This is a genomic window from Mesorhizobium sp. ES1-6 (assembly GCF_020164775.1).
Classification (GTDB): Bacteria; Pseudomonadota; Alphaproteobacteria; order Rhizobiales; family Rhizobiaceae; genus Mesorhizobium.
Genome location: NZ_JAIUGU010000002.1, coordinates 377,633 through 396,019, shown reverse-complemented (window position 1 = coordinate 396,019; position 18,387 = coordinate 377,633). Strand labels below are relative to the sequence as shown.

At 64.4% G+C, this 18,387-nt stretch carries 14 protein-coding genes; 6 read left to right on the top strand and 8 right to left on the bottom strand.

Going from position 1 to position 18,387, the window contains the following annotated elements; genetic code table 11:
• Complete coding sequence (locus tag LB564_RS06595) at window positions 1-1,827, top strand: alanine racemase (RefSeq protein WP_224536011.1); 1,827 nt, start codon at window positions 1-3, stop codon at window positions 1,825-1,827.
• On the opposite strand, the gene LB564_RS06590 is transcribed toward LB564_RS06595, so the two are convergent.
• The 7 genes from LB564_RS06590 to LB564_RS06560 all read right to left on the bottom strand — a co-directional run bounded on the left by LB564_RS06590 (window position 1,828) and on the right by LB564_RS06560 (window position 9,066).
• Window positions 1,828-3,204 carry an FGGY-family carbohydrate kinase gene (locus tag LB564_RS06590; RefSeq protein WP_224536009.1) on the bottom strand — a complete coding sequence of 459 codons (1,377 nt, stop codon included), beginning with the start codon at window positions 3,202-3,204 and terminating at the stop codon, window positions 1,828-1,830.
• Window positions 3,201-3,518 (bottom strand): L-rhamnose mutarotase, encoded by a 318-nt coding sequence (gene rhaM / locus LB564_RS06585; protein ID WP_224536007.1) that lies wholly within the window; start codon window positions 3,516-3,518, stop codon window positions 3,201-3,203. The genes LB564_RS06590 and rhaM overlap by 4 nt, the downstream gene beginning before the upstream one ends.
• Window positions 3,518-4,513, bottom strand: a complete 996-nt coding sequence (locus LB564_RS06580; RefSeq protein WP_224536005.1) for an ABC transporter permease — start codon at window positions 4,511-4,513, stop codon at window positions 3,518-3,520. Before LB564_RS06580 ends, rhaM begins: the two co-directional genes overlap by 1 nt.
• Window positions 4,510-5,487, bottom strand: a complete 978-nt coding sequence (locus LB564_RS06575) for an ABC transporter permease (protein WP_224536003.1) — start codon at window positions 5,485-5,487, stop codon at window positions 4,510-4,512. Before LB564_RS06575 ends, LB564_RS06580 begins: the two co-directional genes overlap by 4 nt.
• Window positions 5,484-7,025: a sugar ABC transporter ATP-binding protein gene (locus LB564_RS06570; RefSeq protein ID WP_224536001.1), complete on the bottom strand. Its 1,542-nt coding sequence runs from the start codon at window positions 7,023-7,025 to the stop codon at window positions 5,484-5,486. Before LB564_RS06570 ends, LB564_RS06575 begins: the two co-directional genes overlap by 4 nt.
• Window positions 7,026-7,210: 185 nt before the next feature.
• The gene (gene rhaS / locus LB564_RS06565; protein ID WP_135861998.1) at window positions 7,211-8,206 is read right to left on the bottom strand and encodes a rhamnose ABC transporter substrate-binding protein; all 996 of its coding nucleotides are present in this window, start codon (window positions 8,204-8,206) and stop codon (window positions 7,211-7,213) included.
• 56 nt (window positions 8,207-8,262) lie between these two features.
• Window positions 8,263-9,066, bottom strand: a complete 804-nt coding sequence (locus LB564_RS06560; RefSeq protein WP_224536690.1) for a DeoR/GlpR family DNA-binding transcription regulator — start codon at window positions 9,064-9,066, stop codon at window positions 8,263-8,265.
• Between the two features lie 186 nt (window positions 9,067-9,252).
• Here LB564_RS06560 and LB564_RS06555 point away from each other — a divergent pair, with 186 nt between their 5' ends.
• The 3 genes from LB564_RS06555 (at window position 9,253) to ggt (ending at window position 14,713) form a co-directional block, all read left to right on the top strand.
• Window positions 9,253-11,355: a bifunctional rhamnulose-1-phosphate aldolase/short-chain dehydrogenase gene (locus LB564_RS06555; RefSeq protein WP_224536000.1), complete on the top strand. Its 2,103-nt coding sequence runs from the start codon at window positions 9,253-9,255 to the stop codon at window positions 11,353-11,355.
• An 89-nt stretch (window positions 11,356-11,444) separates the two neighbouring features.
• Window positions 11,445-12,737, top strand: a complete 1,293-nt coding sequence (rhaI, locus tag LB564_RS06550; RefSeq protein WP_224535997.1) for an L-rhamnose catabolism isomerase — start codon at window positions 11,445-11,447, stop codon at window positions 12,735-12,737.
• A gap of 236 nt (window positions 12,738-12,973) precedes the next feature.
• Window positions 12,974-14,713, top strand: a complete 1,740-nt coding sequence (ggt, locus tag LB564_RS06545) for a gamma-glutamyltransferase (RefSeq protein WP_224535995.1) — start codon at window positions 12,974-12,976, stop codon at window positions 14,711-14,713.
• A gap of 65 nt (window positions 14,714-14,778) precedes the next feature.
• Here the strand turns inward: ggt and LB564_RS31620 are convergent, their stop codons facing one another.
• Window positions 14,779-15,123 (bottom strand): hypothetical protein, encoded by a 345-nt coding sequence (locus LB564_RS31620; protein WP_140706583.1) that lies wholly within the window; start codon window positions 15,121-15,123, stop codon window positions 14,779-14,781.
• A gap of 324 nt (window positions 15,124-15,447) precedes the next feature.
• Here LB564_RS31620 and LB564_RS06535 point away from each other — a divergent pair, with 324 nt between their 5' ends.
• A complete protein-coding gene (locus LB564_RS06535) occupies window positions 15,448-16,323 on the top strand; it encodes an ABC transporter substrate-binding protein (RefSeq protein ID WP_411910165.1) in 876 nt (291 codons plus the stop codon).
• Window positions 16,316-18,364, top strand: coding sequence for a Fe(3+)-hydroxamate ABC transporter permease FhuB (gene fhuB, locus LB564_RS06530; RefSeq protein ID WP_411961694.1), 2,049 nt, complete (start codon window positions 16,316-16,318; stop codon window positions 18,362-18,364). The genes LB564_RS06535 and fhuB overlap by 8 nt, the downstream gene beginning before the upstream one ends.
• The last annotated feature ends 23 nt before the right edge of the window (window positions 18,365-18,387 follow it).

The following is an 18,387-nucleotide window of genomic DNA, read 5'->3' as shown; positions in this document are numbered from 1 at the left end:
ATGTCGGGACCGCAAGTCGCCATCGACCTTGGCCGCATCGAGCGCAACGCCCGCACCATCGTCGACCGCTGCGCGCTGTCTGGCATCAAGGTGTTCGGCGTCACCAAGGGCACATGCGGCATGCCGCAAGTGGCGCGCGCCATGCTGCGCGGTGGGGTGGCCGGCATTGCCGAATCCCGCTTCGAAAACATCCGCCGGCTGCGCGCCAGCGGCATATCGGCGCCGATCATGCTGTTGCGCAGTCCGCCGATGGCGCGCGTCGAGGAGGTGGTGCGCACCGTCGACGTCAGCCTGCAGTCGGAACTGACCATCATCCGCGAGATCTCGCGCATCGCCGAGCGCATGGGCCGTGTCCACGACATCATGCTGATGATCGATCTCGGCGATCTCAGAGAAGGCATCTGGCCGAACGACCTCATCCCCACGGTCGAGCAGATTCTGGACATGAAGGGCGTGCGCATCGCCGGCATCGGCACCAATCTCGGCTGCTTCGGCGCCATCATGCCGACCCAGGAAAATCTCGGCCAGCTCGTCGCCCATGCCTACAAGACCGAGCGTCTGTTAGGAAAAAGCCTGGACTTCATCTCCGGCGGCGCCTCGTCGTCGCTGCCGCTGTTGCTCGAAGGCAAATTGCCGGCCGGCATCAATAATCTCAGGGTCGGCGAGGCGATCCTGCAGGGCGGCGTCGAGACTTTTCGCGATGTGCCATGGGCCGAACTCGAACCCGATGCCTGTCGGCTGACCAGTGACGTCATCGAGGTCAAGCTAAAGCCGTCACGGCCGATCGGCATGTCGGGCTACGATGCGTTCGGCAACCAGCCGGTCTTTCCAGACGAAGGCGACAGGCTGCGCGCCATCGCCAATATCGGCCGCGAGGACGTGCTGGTCGAAGGGCTGACGCCGATCGCAAAGGGGATACGGGTGCTCGGCGCCTCCAGCGACCATCTGCTGCTCGATGTGCAGGACGCCGATCCGCCGCCGGCCGTCGGCGACCGCGTCGCCTTCCGCATGAGCTATGGCGCCATGCTGCTGGCGATGACCTCGGAATATGTCGAAAAGGCCCCGATGCATGACGTCGCCGACTTCTCCGGCCGCAAGATGGTACAGATCACGGCCGAGCCTGGGGCCGCCGGCATCCTGGCCAGGGAAGGCACCGGTGCTCGGCTGGAAACGATGAATTTCGATGTCGTCGAACTGGCCGATATCGATCGGCCGCCCTCGGGCCTGATCCGATTCGCCGCCGGCGCCGATCGTCGCATCGCGCACAAGGCGCTGATCGCAACGGCCCGCGCGACCCACTCCTTCGGCCTGATCTGGATCGATTCCATCGCCGCGCTGATGCCGGAGGACGAAGATGGCATCGATCTGCCGGAGGCGTCCGTGCTGGCGCGTACGCTTGGGCTCGACCACAAGGCGGGCGCGCTGCAGCCGCAGCTGTCGCCGGAAAACGTCGTCATCGTCGGGCTGCGCCATGCCGATCCGGCGGAAGCGCGGGTGCTGAAGGATTCGCGCGTCTCGGCCTTCACCATGACCGACATCGACGCCATGGGTATGCGCGACCTGATGCACGAGGCGATCCGCATCGCCACCTCCGGCACACAAGGTTTTCATGTCAGCTATTCGCCCACGGCGACCGAATTCGCCGGCTGGGCGGCTGGTTCCGGCGGCCTCACCGTGCGCGAAACGCATCAGTCTATGGAGGCGATCGCGCTTTCCGGCGGACTGCTGTCGATGGATGTCTCCGGCCTTAGTGCCGATCTGGAGCCCAGGATCGGCACCGAGACCATCAACTTCGTCATGTCGGCCTTCGGCAAGCGGATCCTCTGATTACCCAACTGCCTCGACCGCCGTCCGCCACGCGCGCGCATACTCCGCCCAGGCCGGATCGACCGGGGGCTCTTGTGTCTGGCCCTTGCCATGCGCGGCTCCCTGATCCGATGCCAGCAGAGCGGCCCCGATGCTGGTGCCGGTCGCGGCTTGCGATGCGATGACCGCACGGCCAGTGCTCGCGGCGAGCATCCGTGTGAACAATTGGTTGTGCGCAAAAGGTCCCTCGACGGTGGTCGGACCATCGCCGCCGATGAGGTCGAGGCAAGTGACGGTCATCAGCGCCAGGTAGAAGGAGATGGCGGCAAAGCGCTGGCCGGGAGGGATGGCCTCGCCCTTGCGCCATGCGGCCGCATGATGCGGAAACGGCCCCGAGCCTTGCTGGGTAGAAGGTAAAAGCAAGGTCTTGCGCGCCAGCACGGCGGCGACGTCGTTGTCGGTCCAGTCCTGCGCCGCGCCTTCAGTCAGCAGCGAGAATTCGCGGCCGCCCATGAAACGCGCCGAGGGCACGGGGTCGCCGATCGCATTGACGTTGACCAGCGTATCCCTTGCAGGGTCGAGCGCCACCGTCCTGCCGCCGACCGCCATCGACACCACCCAGGTGCCGGTCGAGACGACCGAGAAAGGCGGTTTGTCGGCCAGGAGATGCGGCAGCAGCGAGGCGTTGGAATCGTGCAGGCCGCAAAAGACGGGCGTTTGAGGATCGAGCCCGGTGCGCTGCGCAAGCACGGGCAGGACCGAGCCAAGACGGTCCCTGGCAGGTCGCACGGGCGCCATCAGGCCGCGCCAGCCCAGCCGGTCGACCAGCGCCGAAAAATCCGCTGTCCAGGGGTTCCACAGATCGGTGTGGCAGCCGAGCGATGTCACCTCATTGGCGGCGACGCCGGTCAGGCGCAGCGCCCAGTATTGTGGGTACATCAGCATCGCGGCGACCTTCGCGAACTCCGTCGGGAAGCTTTGCTGCTGCCAGAAGAATTGCGCGCCGAGATTGAGGCCGAGCGGCAGGCGCGGGGTGCCGGTCTCGGCGAAAGGCGGGCGGATCGCGTCATAGTCCGCCGCGAGCCCGTCGGGTCCGTCGAATTCATAGTCGAGCACAGGCAGCACCAGCTCGCCCGTGGCGTCGACCAGCACGCCGGTCGCGCCATGGGTGGTGATCGAAATCGCGTCGATGCGCTGGTCGCGGTTGAGGTCGGCGAGACTGTCGAGGATGAACGCCCACAGCGCGTCGACATCGTGATGCGGGTAGGGCGCCTGCCGCACCGGCGCGTTCGCCATGCGGCGCAGCGCCACCTCGCTCAATGTGGCGAGATCGACCAGCGCCACCTTGGCGTTGGTCTTGCCGATATCGATGACGGCGATGTGGCGGAGCGTGCTCATTCCATATGGAACACGGTTTCCAACGGCACAGCCACTGGCTCGTTGTCCGCCTTCGTCTCCATGACATCGGCCATGTGGGCCCACCAGCGTTGCATCACCGGATGGCTGGGCAGATCGGCCATGCCGTGATCGTCGCGCCGCCACAGCACGCCGAACAGGATGTTGGTGTCTTCGTCGAGATGGATCGAATAGTCGGAAACGCCGGCCTGTTTCAGCAGCGTCACCAGTTCGGGCCAGATTTCGTCATGACGCTTTTTGTATTCGGCCTTCATGCCCGGATTGAGCATCATCTTGAACGCGTATTTATGGGCCATCATCTGCTACCACGCAGCCGCCGCCAGACGATCGGCAGGGCGATGACGATGATCAGGAGCAGGCCGATGAAGATCGACATGACGATGCCGGGCACGTTGAGCAGGCCCAGACCAAATGTCACCAGCCCCATGATCAGGGCGGCAAGCACCACGCCGACAATGCTGCCGGCGCCGCCAAGGATCGAGACGCCGCCAAGCACCACCATGGTGATCACCTCGAGCTCGTAGCCCTGCGCGATCGACGGCCGCGTCGAGCCGAGCCGCGAGGTGATCAGCACCGAGGCGATGCCCGACATCAGCCCGGTCAGGCAAAACAGGATGAATTTCGTGCGGCCGACGCGCACGCCGGAAAACTGCGCCGCGATCGGATTGTTGCCGATGGCGAAGACACGGCGGCCGAAACTCGTGCGGTGCAGCACAAACCAGTAGACGACGGCCGCGATGAGAAAGAGCACCAGTTCGAACGACACCACCCACCAGACATAACCCTGGCCGAAGAAGGCGAAGCTTTCTGGATAGCCCTTGTAGGCCTGATCGCCGAGGATGATGAAGGCGATGCCACGAAACAGGCTCATCGTGCCGATGGTGACGACGATGGACGGCAGGCCGAGGCGCGTCACCAGCAGCCCGTTGAAGGCGCCGCAGCCGAGGCCGACGCCGATGCCGATCAAGACAAGCACCGGCGTGTCGGCGCCGGCCTGCACCGCCATCCCCATCATGGTCGAGGCAAGGGCGATGATGGCGGCCACCGACAGGTCGATCTCGCCGGAAATGATCAGCAACGCCATGGCAAAGGCGATCAGGCCCTTCTCGGTGAAATTGAAGGTCAGGTCCGACAGCGAATAAGGGTCGAGGAAATAGGGCGAGGCGAAACTGTTGATGGCGAAGATGGCGATGGCCACCACGACCAGCAGCGCTTCCCAGGAAAAGATCGCCGAGGAGAGCGGCTTGTCGAGCCGGTCGGGAATGTGGCGCGGGGCGGGAACGTCGGTCATGCCGCTTCCACTTTCCTGAGGATGATGCGGCCTTGCTGGCGCTCGCCGCGTGCATTGAGCACGACGGCCAGGATGATGGCGCTGCCCGAGATCGCCATCTGCCAGAAGGGCGAAATGTTGATGACCGGCAGCGCGTTGGAGATGATGCCGAGGAACAATGCGCCGAGCACCGCTCCGCCGACCGAACCGATGCCGCCGGCGATCGAGATGCCACCGATGACGCAGGCGGCGATGATGTTGAGCTCATAGCCGTTGGCGACCTCGACCGAGGCGATGACGTAGCGCGAGATCCAGAGATAGCCGGCGAGGCCGCCGATCATGCCGGCAATGCAGAAGACGATGAATTTCGTGCGGCCGACATCGATGCCGGTATAGACCGATGCCGTCGGATTGACGCCGATCGCATAGATCGAGCGGCCGAGCGCGGTACGCGTCATCAGGACGAAGAACAGCGCGATGACCAGCATGGCGATCCAGGACAGCACGGGAATGCCGAGCAAAGCGGCGCGCTGGAAGCCGATGAAGTCCGGGCTCATCTTGTCGGCATTGACCCAGGCGCCGCCCGAAATGACGAAAGTGGCGCCGCGATAGATGGTGAGCGTGCCCAGCGTCACCACGATCGATGGGATGTTGAGCCGCCACACCAGAAGACCGTTGATGGCGCCGAGCACCAGCCCGACGGCAAGCGCGATCACGATCAGCAGCGGGATCGGGATCGCCGGATGGGTGGCGTTCAGCATCGCCACCACCATGCCGGTGAAGCACAGGTTCGAGGCCATCGACAGGTCGATGGAGCGGGTCAGGATGACCACCATCTGGCCGAGCGCCAGGATCATCAGGATCGAGGTGTCGTTGAACACCTGGCGCAGATTGCCTGGGTCGGCGAAGGCCGGAAAGCGCGTCGAGATCAGCCCGATCAGCACGGCGATGGCGGCCAGCAGCCAGATTTCGCGGTATTTGAGCAAAGCCTTCATGCCGCGATCCCCGCTGCCGTCCGGACCAACGTCTCGGCGTCCAGTCCCTTATTGTCGTAGACCGCGGCGACGAGGCCCTCGCGCATGACGACGACGCGGTCGGACATGCCAAGAATTTCCGGCAGTTCCGACGACACCATGATCACCGAAAGGCCCTGCGCCACCAGCTCGGCCATGAAGCCGTGCACGGCGGCCTTGGAGCCGATGTCGATGCCCTTGGTCGGCTCGTCCAGGATGATCACCTTGGGTGTCGTCGCCAGCCATTTGGCGATGACCACCTTCTGCTGGTTGCCGCCCGAAAGCGTACCGACATCCTGGCTGAGCGAAGAGGCGCGCAAATCCAACCGCTCGGTGTAGGAGCGGGCCAGCGAAAACTCCTCCGCCAGCCGCAGCATGCCCGACTTGGAGGTGCGGGCGAGCGATGGCAGCGAAACATTCTGGAAGATCGGCAGGCCGATCACCACGCCTTGCTTGCCGCGTTCCTCCGGCACGTAGACGATGCCGGCCTCGATCGAATCCGCCGCCGATTTCGGCGCGATCGCCTTGCCTTCCAGCGTGATCGTGCCGCCTGATATGCGGGTGATGCCTGAAATCGCCTGCATGACCTCGCTGCGCCCGGCGCCGACGAGGCCATAGAAGCCGAGGATTTCGCCCTTGTGCAGATCGAAGCCGATATCCCTGAACTCGGTCGGATGTGACAGGCCGGAAACGGAAAGCACCGGCGCGCCGATCTCGGCCTTGCGCTGCGGAAAGATGTGGTCGACCGAACGGCCGACCATCATGCGCACGATCTGGCTCTGGCCGGCATCCCTGATCAGCCCTTCGCCGACCATCTCGCCGTCGCGAAACACGGTGTAGCGGTCGGCGATGCGGTAGATCTCGTCGAACTTGTGGCTGATGAACAGGATCGCCTTGCCCTGCTCCTTGAGGAACTCGATGAGCAGGAACAGATCCTCGATCTCTTTCATCGAGAGGGCGGCCGTCGGCTCGTCCATGATGACGATCCGAGAGTCGATCGACATGGCGCGCGCGACGGCGACGAGATGCTTGTTGGCGATGCCGAGATCCCTGAGCCGCGCATCGGCGTCGATATGGCCGGCATGCATGGTGTCGAGAACTTCGCGCGCATTGTTGCGCATCGTGCGCCAGTCGATGGTGCCGAAGCGGCTGCGCGGCGCATGGCCGAGAAAAATGTTTTCGGCGACGCTGAGATCGTCGAACAGCACCGTTTCCTGATGGATGGCGGTGACGCCAATTCCGAAGGCGGCATGCGCGCTTGGCAGCGTGACAGCCTGGCCGTCGATGCTGATGGTGCCTGCGTCGGGCTGGTAGATGCCGGTCATGATCTTGACCAGCGTCGATTTGCCGGCGCCGTTCTCGCCGATCAGCGCGGTCACCTGGCCCGGATAGAGCGACAGGCTGACATTGTGCAGGGCGCGGACACCGGGAAAGCTTTTCGAGATGCCGGACAGCGTCAGGCGTGCAGCCGAGGCCGGAGGCCGCTCCTGCGTCTCGCTGTGTCGGGCCGTCGTGTCCATATCCGTATCAAGCCCTGAAACTAGAGCAATTCCAGGAAAAGCGTGTAACGGTTTTCCGTCCGGAATTGCGTGAAAACAAAGAGTTAGAGCGGGTCGGCGGTTCCATCAAACGCTGAACCGCTCTAGGTCCGTTTGAAGTCGCGGCGGGACGTGAGCCCCGCCGCGTCAGCTTGAGAACTCGGAGATCAATAGATCTTGGAGAACTTCTCGATGTTGCTCTTGTCGAACTGGAAGGGCGGAGCCATCGCGGCCGAGTTGGTGTCGTCGAGCGTCACCTTGCCGACGCGGCCGATCGACAGCGTCGCACCGGGCTTGGCTTCTTCCTTCTTCACCGCCAGGTCATGGGCGAGGTAGACGGCGGAATAGCCGAGGTCGATAGGGTTCCACAGCGCGACCGCCTGGCTGGCGCCGTTGTCGATGAACTTCTTGAACTCGGACGGCAGCGCCAGGCCGGTGACGTTGACCTTGCCGATCAGGTTCTCGTCGGTGACGACCTGGGCGGCGGCAACGACGCCGACGGTGGTCGGTGCGATGATCGCCTTGAGGTTCGGGTAGGACTTCAAGAGGCCCTTGGCCTCGTCGGTGCTCTTGGCCGAATCGTCATCGCCATAGACGGTGGCGACGAGCTTGATCTTGGGGAACTTCTCCGGGAGCACCTTCTTGGCCGCTTCGATCCAGGAATTCTGGTTGGTCGCGGTCGAGGAGGCCGACAGGATGGCGACGTCGCCGCCTTCCGGCAGATAGTCGGCGGCGAGCTTGATGATGGTCTCGCCGATCAGGCCGGTGTCCGACGGGTTGAGGTGAAGCTGGCGGCCTTCCTTGGCGACGCCCGAATCCCAGGAGATGACGGTGATGCCGCGCTCCATGGCCTTCTTCAGCACCGGCACCAGCGCGTCGGCGTCATTGGCGGAAATCGCGATGGCGTTGACCTTCTGCGCGATCAGCGAATTGACCACTTCGATCTGTGCCTCGGCGGTCGCCTTGGTCGGGCCGGTGTAGATGATATCGACGTCGCCGAGTTCCTTGGCGGCCTCTTCGGCGCCCTTGTTGGCGGCATCGAAGAAGCCGTTGCCGAGCGACTTCACCACCAGCGCGATCTTGACGTTTTCCGCGTAGGCGGCATTCACGAACATGGCGGCCGAGAATGCCGCGGTCACCATCAATTTCTTCAAGAAGCTCATCTGATATCCTCCCTTGAGCGTTGCATTTCCATCGCCGCCGCGGACGTGAGTTGGTCTCAGGCCTGCAGTGAAGATTCTTCCTTTGTCGACTTGCGGGCGACGATCAGCGTCACCCCCGCGGTCTCCAGCATCTTGGCTTCGCGGTCCTCGATGCCGTCGTCGGTGATGACGGTGGCGATGCGCGAAAGACCGCACAGGATCAGGCTGGAGCGTTTGCGGAATTTCGAGGAATCGACCAGCACCACCAGTTCGTCGGCCTGGTCGATCAGCTTCTGCTCCGCCTGGATCAGCAGCGGGTCGCCTTCCATCAGGCCGAGCGGCCCCAGCCCTTGAGCACCCATGAACATGCGGCGCGCGTAGAAATTGCGCGTCACGTCATTGTCGAAGGGCGACAGGATGATGTTCTGCTCGCGGTAGATCGTGCCGCCCGACAGCATCACCGTGTTCTTGGAGTGCTTGAGCAGGTGCTCGGCGATCGGGAACGAATTGGTGAAGATCGGCATGCGGCGCCCGGTCAGGAAATGCACCATCTGGAAGGTGGTGGTGCCGCCATTGATGATGATCGGCTCGCCGTCCTTGCAAAGTTCGACCGCTTCTCGAGCGATGGCGCGTTTCTGCGAGGCATTGAGCGTTTCGTTGACGGAGAAGGGCCGACCGGCCAGCCCGATGAACTGCGGCGGCGAGATCGCCTCGGCGCCGCCGCGCACCCGGCGCAGGCGTTTCTGGACATGGAGAGCCGCGATATCGCGCCGGATCGTTGCCTCGGAGGACTCCGTCAGGTCGACCATCTCCTGCACCGTCACCACAGGTTTTTCCTGGACGGCGGACAAAATGATCCTGTGGCGCTCTTTTTCGTGCATGGTTCCTCCCTGCGTGGCCATCTAGGCATCCAAAACGAGCAGTGTCAATCATTTCCGATCATATAATTTCATTGTGCAGTGCAATATGATCGATATTGATCGTTTGTGATTGACAAGCCGTCTGCTTCCGTAGACATTCCCGGCCAAATGGACCGTGCCTTTTCGGGTCCCTAGGGAGGATTACCTATGCTCGACAAGCGCTCCGGCTCGCGCCTCGCCAATCTTTGGGATGATGCGAAAGTGCAGGGGATGAGCGGTCCCGAGCTGCTGGTCTATCGCTCGAACACGCTCGGTTCCGACAAGCGCGTCACCAATTATGGCGGCGGCAATACGTCGTCGAAGATCCGGCAGAAGGACCCGCTCACCGGCCAGGACGTGGAAGTACTGTGGGTGAAGGGCTCGGGCGGCGACAGCGCCTCGATCAAGCTTGACGGCTTCGCCACGCTCTACATGGACAAGCTGCAGGCGCTGAAGGGCCTTTATCGCGGCGTCGAGCACGAGGACGAGATGGTAGGGTATCTGCCCCACTGCACCTTCAACCTCAATCCACGCGCGGCCTCGATCGACACGCCGCTGCACGCTTACGTGCCGAAGCCTTTCGTCGACCACATGCATCCCGATGCCATCATCGCCATCGCCGCCGCGAAGGATTCCAGGGCGCTGACCAAGGAAATCTTCGGCGATGCCATCGGCTGGTTGCCGTGGAAACGGCCGGGCTTCGAACTTGGCCTGTGGCTGGAGAAATTCTGCGTCGAACACCCTGCCGCCAAGGGCGTCATCCTCGAAAGCCATGGCCTGTTCACCTGGGGCGATACCCCGAAGCAATGCTATGAAACGACAATCGCGGTGATCAACCAGGCGATCGAGTGGTTCGAGCGCCGCTCCGAAGGCGTGGCGATCTTCGGTGGCGAGGTGGTGAAGGCGCTCGACGCTACCGCGCGTCGCGCGATTGCCGCCAAGCTGATGCCGAAAATCCGCGGGCTGATCTCGGAAAAGAGCCACAAGCTCGGTCATTTCGACGATTCGGCCGCCGTGCTCGAATTCGTCAACTCCAGGAATTTGCGCCCGCTGGCCGCGCTCGGCACCTCATGCCCGGACCATTTCCTGCGCACCAAGATCCGGCCGCTGGTGATCGAGTTCGATCCGGCGAAGCCCGATGTCGACGCCGTCATCGCGCGCCTCGCCGACGACATTGCCGAATATCGCGTCGGCTACCAGGCCTATTACGATAGCTGCAAGCATCCGGATTCGCCCGCCATCCGCGATCCCAATGCCGTGGTCTACCTGATGCCCGGCGTCGGCATGTTCACCTTCGCCGGCGACAAGGCGACGGCGCGCATTTCGGGCGAATTCTACGTCAACGCCATCAACGTCATGCGCGGTGCCTCGACCGTATCGTCCTATGTCGGCCTCCCCGCGCAGGAAGCGTTCGACATCGAATACTGGCTGCTCGAGGATCTGAAGCTGCAGCGCATGCCGAAGCCGAAGTCGCTCGCTGGCCAGATCGCGGTGGTCACCGGCGGCGCCGGCGGCATCGGTCGCGCCACGGCCAACCGGCTGTTGCGCGAAGGCGCCTGCGTCGTGCTGGCCGATATCGACGAGGCGGCGCTCGCCAGCGCCAATGAGGAACTGGCAAAGGCCTATGGCAAGGATTTCGTCCGGCCGGTGCTCATCAACGTCACCTCGGAGGATCAGGTCGTCGCCGGCTTTGCCGAGACCGCGGTCGAGTTCGGCGGCATCGACATCCTTGTCTCCAATGCGGGGCTCGCCTCCTCGGCGCCGATCGAGGAGACGACGCTGGCGCTGTGGAACAAGAACATGGACATCCTGTCGACCGGCTATTTCCTGGTCTCGCGCGAAGCGTTCCGGCTGTTCAGGGTACAGAAGATCGGCGGCAATGTCGTCTTCGTCGCCTCCAAGAACGGCCTTGCCGCATCGCCCAACGCATCAGCCTATTGCACCGCCAAGGCCGCCGAGATCCACCTCGCCCGGTGTCTGGCGCTTGAGGGCGCGGAAGCGCAGATCAGGGTCAATGTCGTCAATCCGGACGCGGTGCTGCGCGGCTCGAAGATCTGGACCGGCGAGTGGAAGGAACAGCGCGCGGCCGCCTACAAGATGTCGACCGACGATCTGGAAGAACATTACCGCTCGCGTTCGATGCTGAAGCGCTCCGTCTTCCCGGAAGACATCGCCGAGGCGATCTATTTCCTCGCCTCCGACATGTCGGCCAAGTCGACCGGCAACATCATCAACGTCGACGCCGGCAACGCACAGAGCTTTACGCGCTAAGCCTTCCTTCTCCCCGTTCTACGGGGAGAAGGTGCCCGAAGGGCGGATGAGGGGCGGCGCCAGCCGTGCGAGTACCGGGAGGAACAGCAGTGTCCGAATTGATCATCTCCGCCGACATCGTCGCCAGCAGTAACGCAGCGCGCAAGGCCGACCTCGAGCGCGACTATGCCTCGCTCGGCGAACGCCTCGACCGCCGAGGCATCGCCATCGACGCCATCCGCGACAAGGTCGAAAACTTTGCTGTGGCGATCCCCTCCTGGGGTGTCGGAACCGGGGGAACGCGCTTTGCCCGCTTTCCCGGCGCCGGCGAGCCGCGCGATGTCTTCGACAAGATCGAGGATTGCGCCGTCATCAAGCAGTTGACGCAGGCGACCCCGACCGTCTCCCTGCACATCCCGTGGGACAAGGCCGACCCGAACCGGCTGAAGCAGGCGGCCTCCCGCTTCGGCCTCGGTTTCGACGCCATGAACTCCAACACCTTTTCGGACGCGAAGAACCAGGAGCATTCCTACAAGTTCGGGTCGCTGTCACATGCCGATGCCGGCGCTCGCCGGCAAGCGGTCGAGCACAATCTCGAATGCATCGAAATCGGCAAGACGATCGGCTCAAAGGCCCTGACGGTGTGGATCGGCGACGGTTCGAATTTCCCCGGCCAGGTCAATTTCGCCAAGGCGTTCGAGCGTTATCTCGACGCCATGCGGGAGGTTTATGCCGGCCTGCCGGCTGACTGGAAGCTGTTCACCGAACACAAGATGTACGAGCCGGCCTTCTATTCCACGGTGGTGCAGGACTGGGGCACCAACTACATCATATCGAAGGAATTGGGCGACAAGGCCTTCTGCCTCGTCGACCTCGGCCACCACGCGCCCAACGTTAACATCGAGATGATCGTGTCGCGGCTGATCCAATTCAGGAAACTCGGCGGCTTCCATTTCAACGATTCGAAATATGGCGACGACGACCTCGACGCCGGCTCGATCGATCCCTACCGGCTGTTCCTGGTCTTCAACGAGCTGGTCGACGCCGAACTGTCGGGCGCCGAGGGGTTCGATCCCGCCCATATGCTCGACCAGAGCCACAACGTCACCGATCCCATCGAGAGCCTGATGCTGTCGGCGGTCGAGGTGCAGCGCGCCCATGCGCAGGCGCTGCTGGTCGATCGCAAGGCGCTCGAAGGGTTTCAGGACGGCAATGACGCGCTGATGGCGACGCAGACGCTGAAGGCGGCCTACCGCACCGATGTCGAACCGCTCCTGGCCATGGCGCGGCTAAAGACCGGCGGCGCCATCGATCCGGTCGCCGCCTACCGGGCGGCGGGCTACCGCGCCAAGGTCGCCGAAGAACGTCCGGCGGTCGCCGGCGGTGGCGGTGGAATCGTCTGAGGTCGAGCCACTCCCCCTCATCCGGCCGCTTCGCGGCCACCTTCTCCCCGAGGGGAGAAGAGGTCAGCGCCGGCGCAAGCTCCTCTCCCCTTGGGGAGAGGTCGGATTGCCCGAATTGCTCTTGCAATTCGACTTGGCAATCCGGGTGAGGGGGTCTCTCACGCGCTTATTCAATTGTTATTGGACGAACGCCTCCCGAAGGTCTTTCCTAGGCGTCCCCGCTTAGGAGTCCCGCCATGCATCTCACCCGCCGGACGCTCATTGCCGTCAGCCTTTCGATCACCTTCGCCTTCCCACCATCCGCCGCCGTCCTCGCCGCGTCGCCAGCCCCTGCCAAAGGCGAGAACGGCATGGTCGTCACGGCGCAGCATCTCGCCTCGGAAGTCGGCGTCGAGGTGTTGAAGAGAGGCGGCAATGCCGTCGATGCGGCGGTCGCCGTCGGCTATGCCTTGGCCGTCGTCTACCCCAATGCCGGCAACATCGGCGGCGGCGGCTTCATGACCATCCGCTTCAAGGACGGCAGATCGACCTTCCTCGATTTTCGCGAGCGAGCGCCGCTTGCCGCGACCAAGACCATGTATCTCGACAAGGACGGCAACCCGGTGAAGGGCGCCAGCCTCGACGGCTATCTGGCGGTCGGCGTGCCGGGCTCGGTCGCCGGTTTCGAGATGGCGCGCGAGAAATATGGCACCGTGTCCAGGCAGGATTTGATGGCGCCGGCGATCGCCTATGCCAGGGATGGCTTCGTCCTAAACCAGGGCGATGCGGCGTCATTCGCCGGCGGTGCCGACAGGCTGGCGAAGGATCCAGCGGCGGCGGCCATCTTCCTCAAATCCGACGGCAAGCCTTACGGCATTGGCGAGAAGCTGGTTCAGCCCGACCTTGCCGCCTCGCTGTCAGCCATTTCCGAGAGAGGGCCCGATGCCTTCTACAAGGGCGCTATCGCCGACGCCATCGTCAAGGCGAGCGGCGCCAAGGGCGGTATCCTGGCCAAGGGCGATTTCGAGCAATACGCGGTGCGCGAACTGAAGCCCGTCACCTGCTCCTATCGCGGCTACGAGATCATCTCATCGCCGCCGCCGAGCTCCGGCGGCGTCATCATCTGCGAAATCCTCAACGTGCTGGAAGGCTATCCGCTTTCCTATCTCGGCGCCGGATCGGCCGAGACCGTCCATGTCATGGTCGAGGCGATGCGCCACGCCTATGTCGACCGCAATTCGGCGCTCGGCGATCCCGATTTCGTCGACAATCCGGTCTCGAAGCTGCTCGACAAGGGCTACGCCAAGGACATCCGCGACAAGATCGATCCATTCCGGGCCGGCGTGTCGCAGGACCTGATGCCGAAGGGATTTGGCGAGTCGAAGGAGACCACGCATTATTCGATCATCGACAAGGAGGGCAACGCAGTCGCGGTCACCTACACGCTGAACGGCTCGTTCGGCGCCGGCGTCGTTGCCGACGGCACCGGCATCCTGCTCAACAACGAGATGGACGATTTCACCCAGAAGCCCGGCGTGCCCAACCTCTATGGCCTCGTCCAGGGCGAAGCCAACGCCATCCAGCCGAAGAAGACGCCGCTGTCCTCGATGAGCCCGACCGTCGTGGCCAAGGACGGCAGGCCGTTCATGGTCATCGGCAGCCCGGGCGGCTCGCGCATCATCACCATCACGCTGGAAGCGATCGTCAACGTCATCGACCACGGCATGAACATCCAGGAGGCGATCGACGCGCCGCGCATTCATCACCAATGGCTGCCCGACACCGTCTATATCGAGCCGTTCGGCCTGTCGCCGGACACCGAAAGGCTGCTGGCCGGCATGGGCTACCACCTCGATCTCGCCGACCAGAGCTGGGGCCAGGCGGCGGGCATTCTCGTCGGCGGCAAGAGCCTGGCCGAAATCGAGAAGGGCGGCGGCGCGCGTTACAATGGTGCCATCGACAGCCGCGCGGCATCGGGCGAGGCGCTCGGATACTGACAGGCGGCAAGCCCGTTCCCTGAGCGGCGAAGCCGGACTCCGCCTTTCGGGACCGGCAAGTGCCGTCAGGTCACCAGTGTGATGGTCGATGCAATCAGCATCAAGGCGGCAATGCCGACGAACAGCGCGTAGATGCGCGGCCGGTCGAGCAGAAGCGCATTGCCGGAAATCCAGGCCGACGTGGCGCCGCCGAGGGCGAAGAGGAAGCCGTTGCGATGGCCGAACGTCATCGACGCGGCCATCAGCCCGCCGATGATCAGGGCGCCGAACACGATGATCACGGCGACCGCGTATTTCTCGAAGTCGTTGCCGCCGCCCATGGCTGGACCGATTGCGTTCAGATTCGGCAGGTCGTCCGGATCGAAGGGGTTCGCCGACCCGTATTCGTCTTGACCCATGGATTCTCGCATCACTTGATCTCCGCTGACCGGCAACAAACCATCAACGCCTGCCGAGTGCAACCCGATCGCGCTGTGGCGGATGCGCCCGGCACCGGCTTCGGCCCGTTTTTGGCGATGGTTTGCTGACGGATTTCCGGAGCTGTTGCCGGTTCGCGTCACCTGCGTCCCTCGCATTTGTCGCCTCCCATCTCGTCTTAAAACTTGACTGGAAATATCCTGTTTTATAGTCAACCGGGATCGGTCGCCGAAGACCAGGTCCCGGCAAACAGGCAAGACAAGTTGAACACAGACCATCGACCCCGGCCAGGAGAGGCAAATCGCCCGCACGGCCTGATCACACGCCGCCGCGCGCTCGCGCTGTTCACCTTGCCTTTGGCCGGCATGGTGACGCCGCCAGCCAAGGCGAAGCCGCTGCGCATCGTCTGCCTCGATGACGGGCTGGCGGAGACCTTGCTGATGCTCGGCGTCACGCCGGTCGCCGTCGCCGACCGCGAAGTCTGGGAGAAGTGGGTCGTCGAGCCGAAGCTGCCGCCCGAGGTCGCCGATATCGGCACGATCCTGGAGCCCAATCTCGAATTCCTGCAGCAGCTTCGTCCCGACGTCATCCTCTCCATCCCTTTTCTCGATGGCATCAGGCCGCTGCTCGAACGCGTCGCGCCGGTGACGACGATCGGCATCTATACGCCGGACGGTCAGCCCTATCAGCGCGCCGTCGAGGCGACCCGGCAACTGGCCAGGCTGGTCGGCAAGGAAAGCGAAGGCGAGGCGCTCATCGCGGCGACGGCGGCCCATTTCTCGACCATCAAGCAGCAGTTGGAGCCGCTTTCGGCACGGCCGGTCTATGTCGTCAGCTTCCTCGATCCGCGCAATGTGCGCGTCTATGGCGAAAAAAGCCTGTTCCAGGCGGTGTTCGACCGCATCGGCATGCGCAATGCCTGGACCGGCGAGACCAATTACTGGGGATTTGCGACCGTCGGCATCGACGGCCTGACGACGTCCGACGACGCACGCCTTGCCTATCTCGAACCCTTGCCCGAAGGGGCAACCGGTACACTGACCGAGAGCCCGGTCTGGAACGCCATGCCGTTCGTTCGCAACCGCTCGATCATGCGCCTGCCCGCGGTGCTGATGTTCGGCACGCTGCCTTCGGCGCGCCGCTTTGCCCGGCTGCTGGCCCGGGCGCTGATGGCGGAGACCGCCCGTGGCTGAGCAGCAAGCAATCTTGCCCGACGATGCCAGCCTCATGCGCGGCCAATCCTCGCCGTCCCGCATGCCAGACAAGTATCCTCTGGGCGCGATGCTGCTCTGCGTCGTGCTTGTCTGCGCGGCCAGCGCCGCGACCCTCTCCAACATGAGCGTGCAATTGCCGGCGGCACGTTGGCCGGATGCGCTCGCAAATCCCGATGTTGAAGATATCAGGCAGGTGCTCGTTCACTACGCCTTCCTGCCAAGGCTTGCCGTCAGCCTTCTCTGTGGCGCGGCGCTTGGTTTGGCCGGCGCGGTGCTGCAGCAGGTTCTGCGCAACCCGCTCGCCTCGCCGGAGACCGTCGGCGTTTCGGCCGGTGCCTATCTGGCGCTGGCGCTGGCGACGCTCCTGGCGCCCTCCCTGTTGGCCCACGGCCGCGAATGGGTGGCGCTTGCCGGCGCTTTCACGGCCCTTGCCGCGGTCCTGGCGCTCTCCTGGCACAAGGGCCTGTCGCCGCTTTCGGTCGTGCTCGCGGGGCTGGTCGTCAGCCTTTATGCCGGCGCCATCGGTGCCGCGCTGGTGGTGCTTCGGCATGAATGGCTGGCCAGCCTGTTCCTCTGGGGCGCTGGTTCGCTCGGCCAGCAGGACTGGTCGGCGACGCTGTGGCTTCTGCCGCGCCTTGGCGGTGCCGCGCTGGCGATCGGCCTGATGGTGCGCCCGCTGACCTTGCTTGGCCTCGACGACGAAGGCGCGCGCAGCCTCGGCGTTCCGCTCGGTGTCTATCGCTTCGCCGGCCTGGCGGCGGCGGTCGCCCTGATCGCCTTCGTCGTTGCCGCCGTCGGCGTCATCGGCTTCGTCGGTCTCGCAGCCGCCATGCTCGCGCGCATCGGCGGCGCCCGCCGGCTTGGCCAGCAACTGGTGATGGCGCCGCTGATCGGCGCGGCACTGCTGTGGGCCGCCGATCAGGGGGTGCAGGTGGCGACCGGGCCGCAGGGCGACCTGCTGCCGACCGGCGCGATGACCGCGCTTCTCGGGGCGCCGCTGCTGCTGTGGCTTCTGCCCCGACTCGCGCTTGGGACGGAAGCGCCGGCCCTGACCACCGAGCGGTTGCCCAGAACGACAAGGCCGGGCCTTGTGCTGGCGGCGATTGCTGGCGTCCTGCTTCTGCTGCTCGTGCTGGCACTGCTCTACGCGCCGGGGCCAGATGGCTGGACATTCGCGTCCGGCGATCAGCTGCAACCCTTGTTGTCCTGGCGGCTGCCCAGAGTGTCCGCGGCGCTTGCCGCCGGCGCGATGCTGGCGCTGGCCGGGCTGATGATGCAGCGGCTGACCGGCAATCCGATGGCAAGTCCCGAAGTGCTCGGCATCAGCGCCGGCGCGGCGCTTGGCATGATGGTGGCGCTGTTCGCGCTCACCGACGCCAGCCGACCGGTGCAGACCGTGGCCGCCACGATCGGCGCCTTCGCCGCCCTTCTGGCGACGCTGGCGATCGGCCGCCGCGCCGCCTATGCTCCGGAGCGGCTGCTGCTTGCCGGCGTCGCTCTGACGGCCCTGTTCGACGCGCTGATCCTGGTGCTGACCGCCACCGGCGATCCGCGCGCCATGCTGCTGCTCAACTGGCTCACGGGTTCGACCTATGGCGTCGACGCGGGCTCGGCGTTTTTGACCTCGATGACAGCCTTTTGCCTGTTCCTGGCGACCCCACTCTTCATGCGCTGGCTGGACATGCTGCCACTCGGATCCGCCGCGCTTCAAAGTCTCGGCGTCAACCTCAAGGCAACACGGCTGCTGGTGCTCCTGATGGTCGCCGCACTCACCGCCGCCTCGACCCTTGTCGTTGGGCCGCTGACCTTCATCGGCCTGATGGCGCCGCACCTGGCCCGACGCCTCGGCCTGTCACGCGCGCTGCCGCAAGCCATCGGCGCGGTGCTCGCCGGCGCGCTGATCATGGTCTGTGCCGACTGGATCGGCCGCACCGCCATCTTCCCGCGCCAGATCCCGGCCGGCCTCGTCGCGACGCTGATCGGCGGCCCCGTCCTGATGTGGCTCCTGCGCCGCCGCTGACGTTTGTCCCTGTGGAGATATTC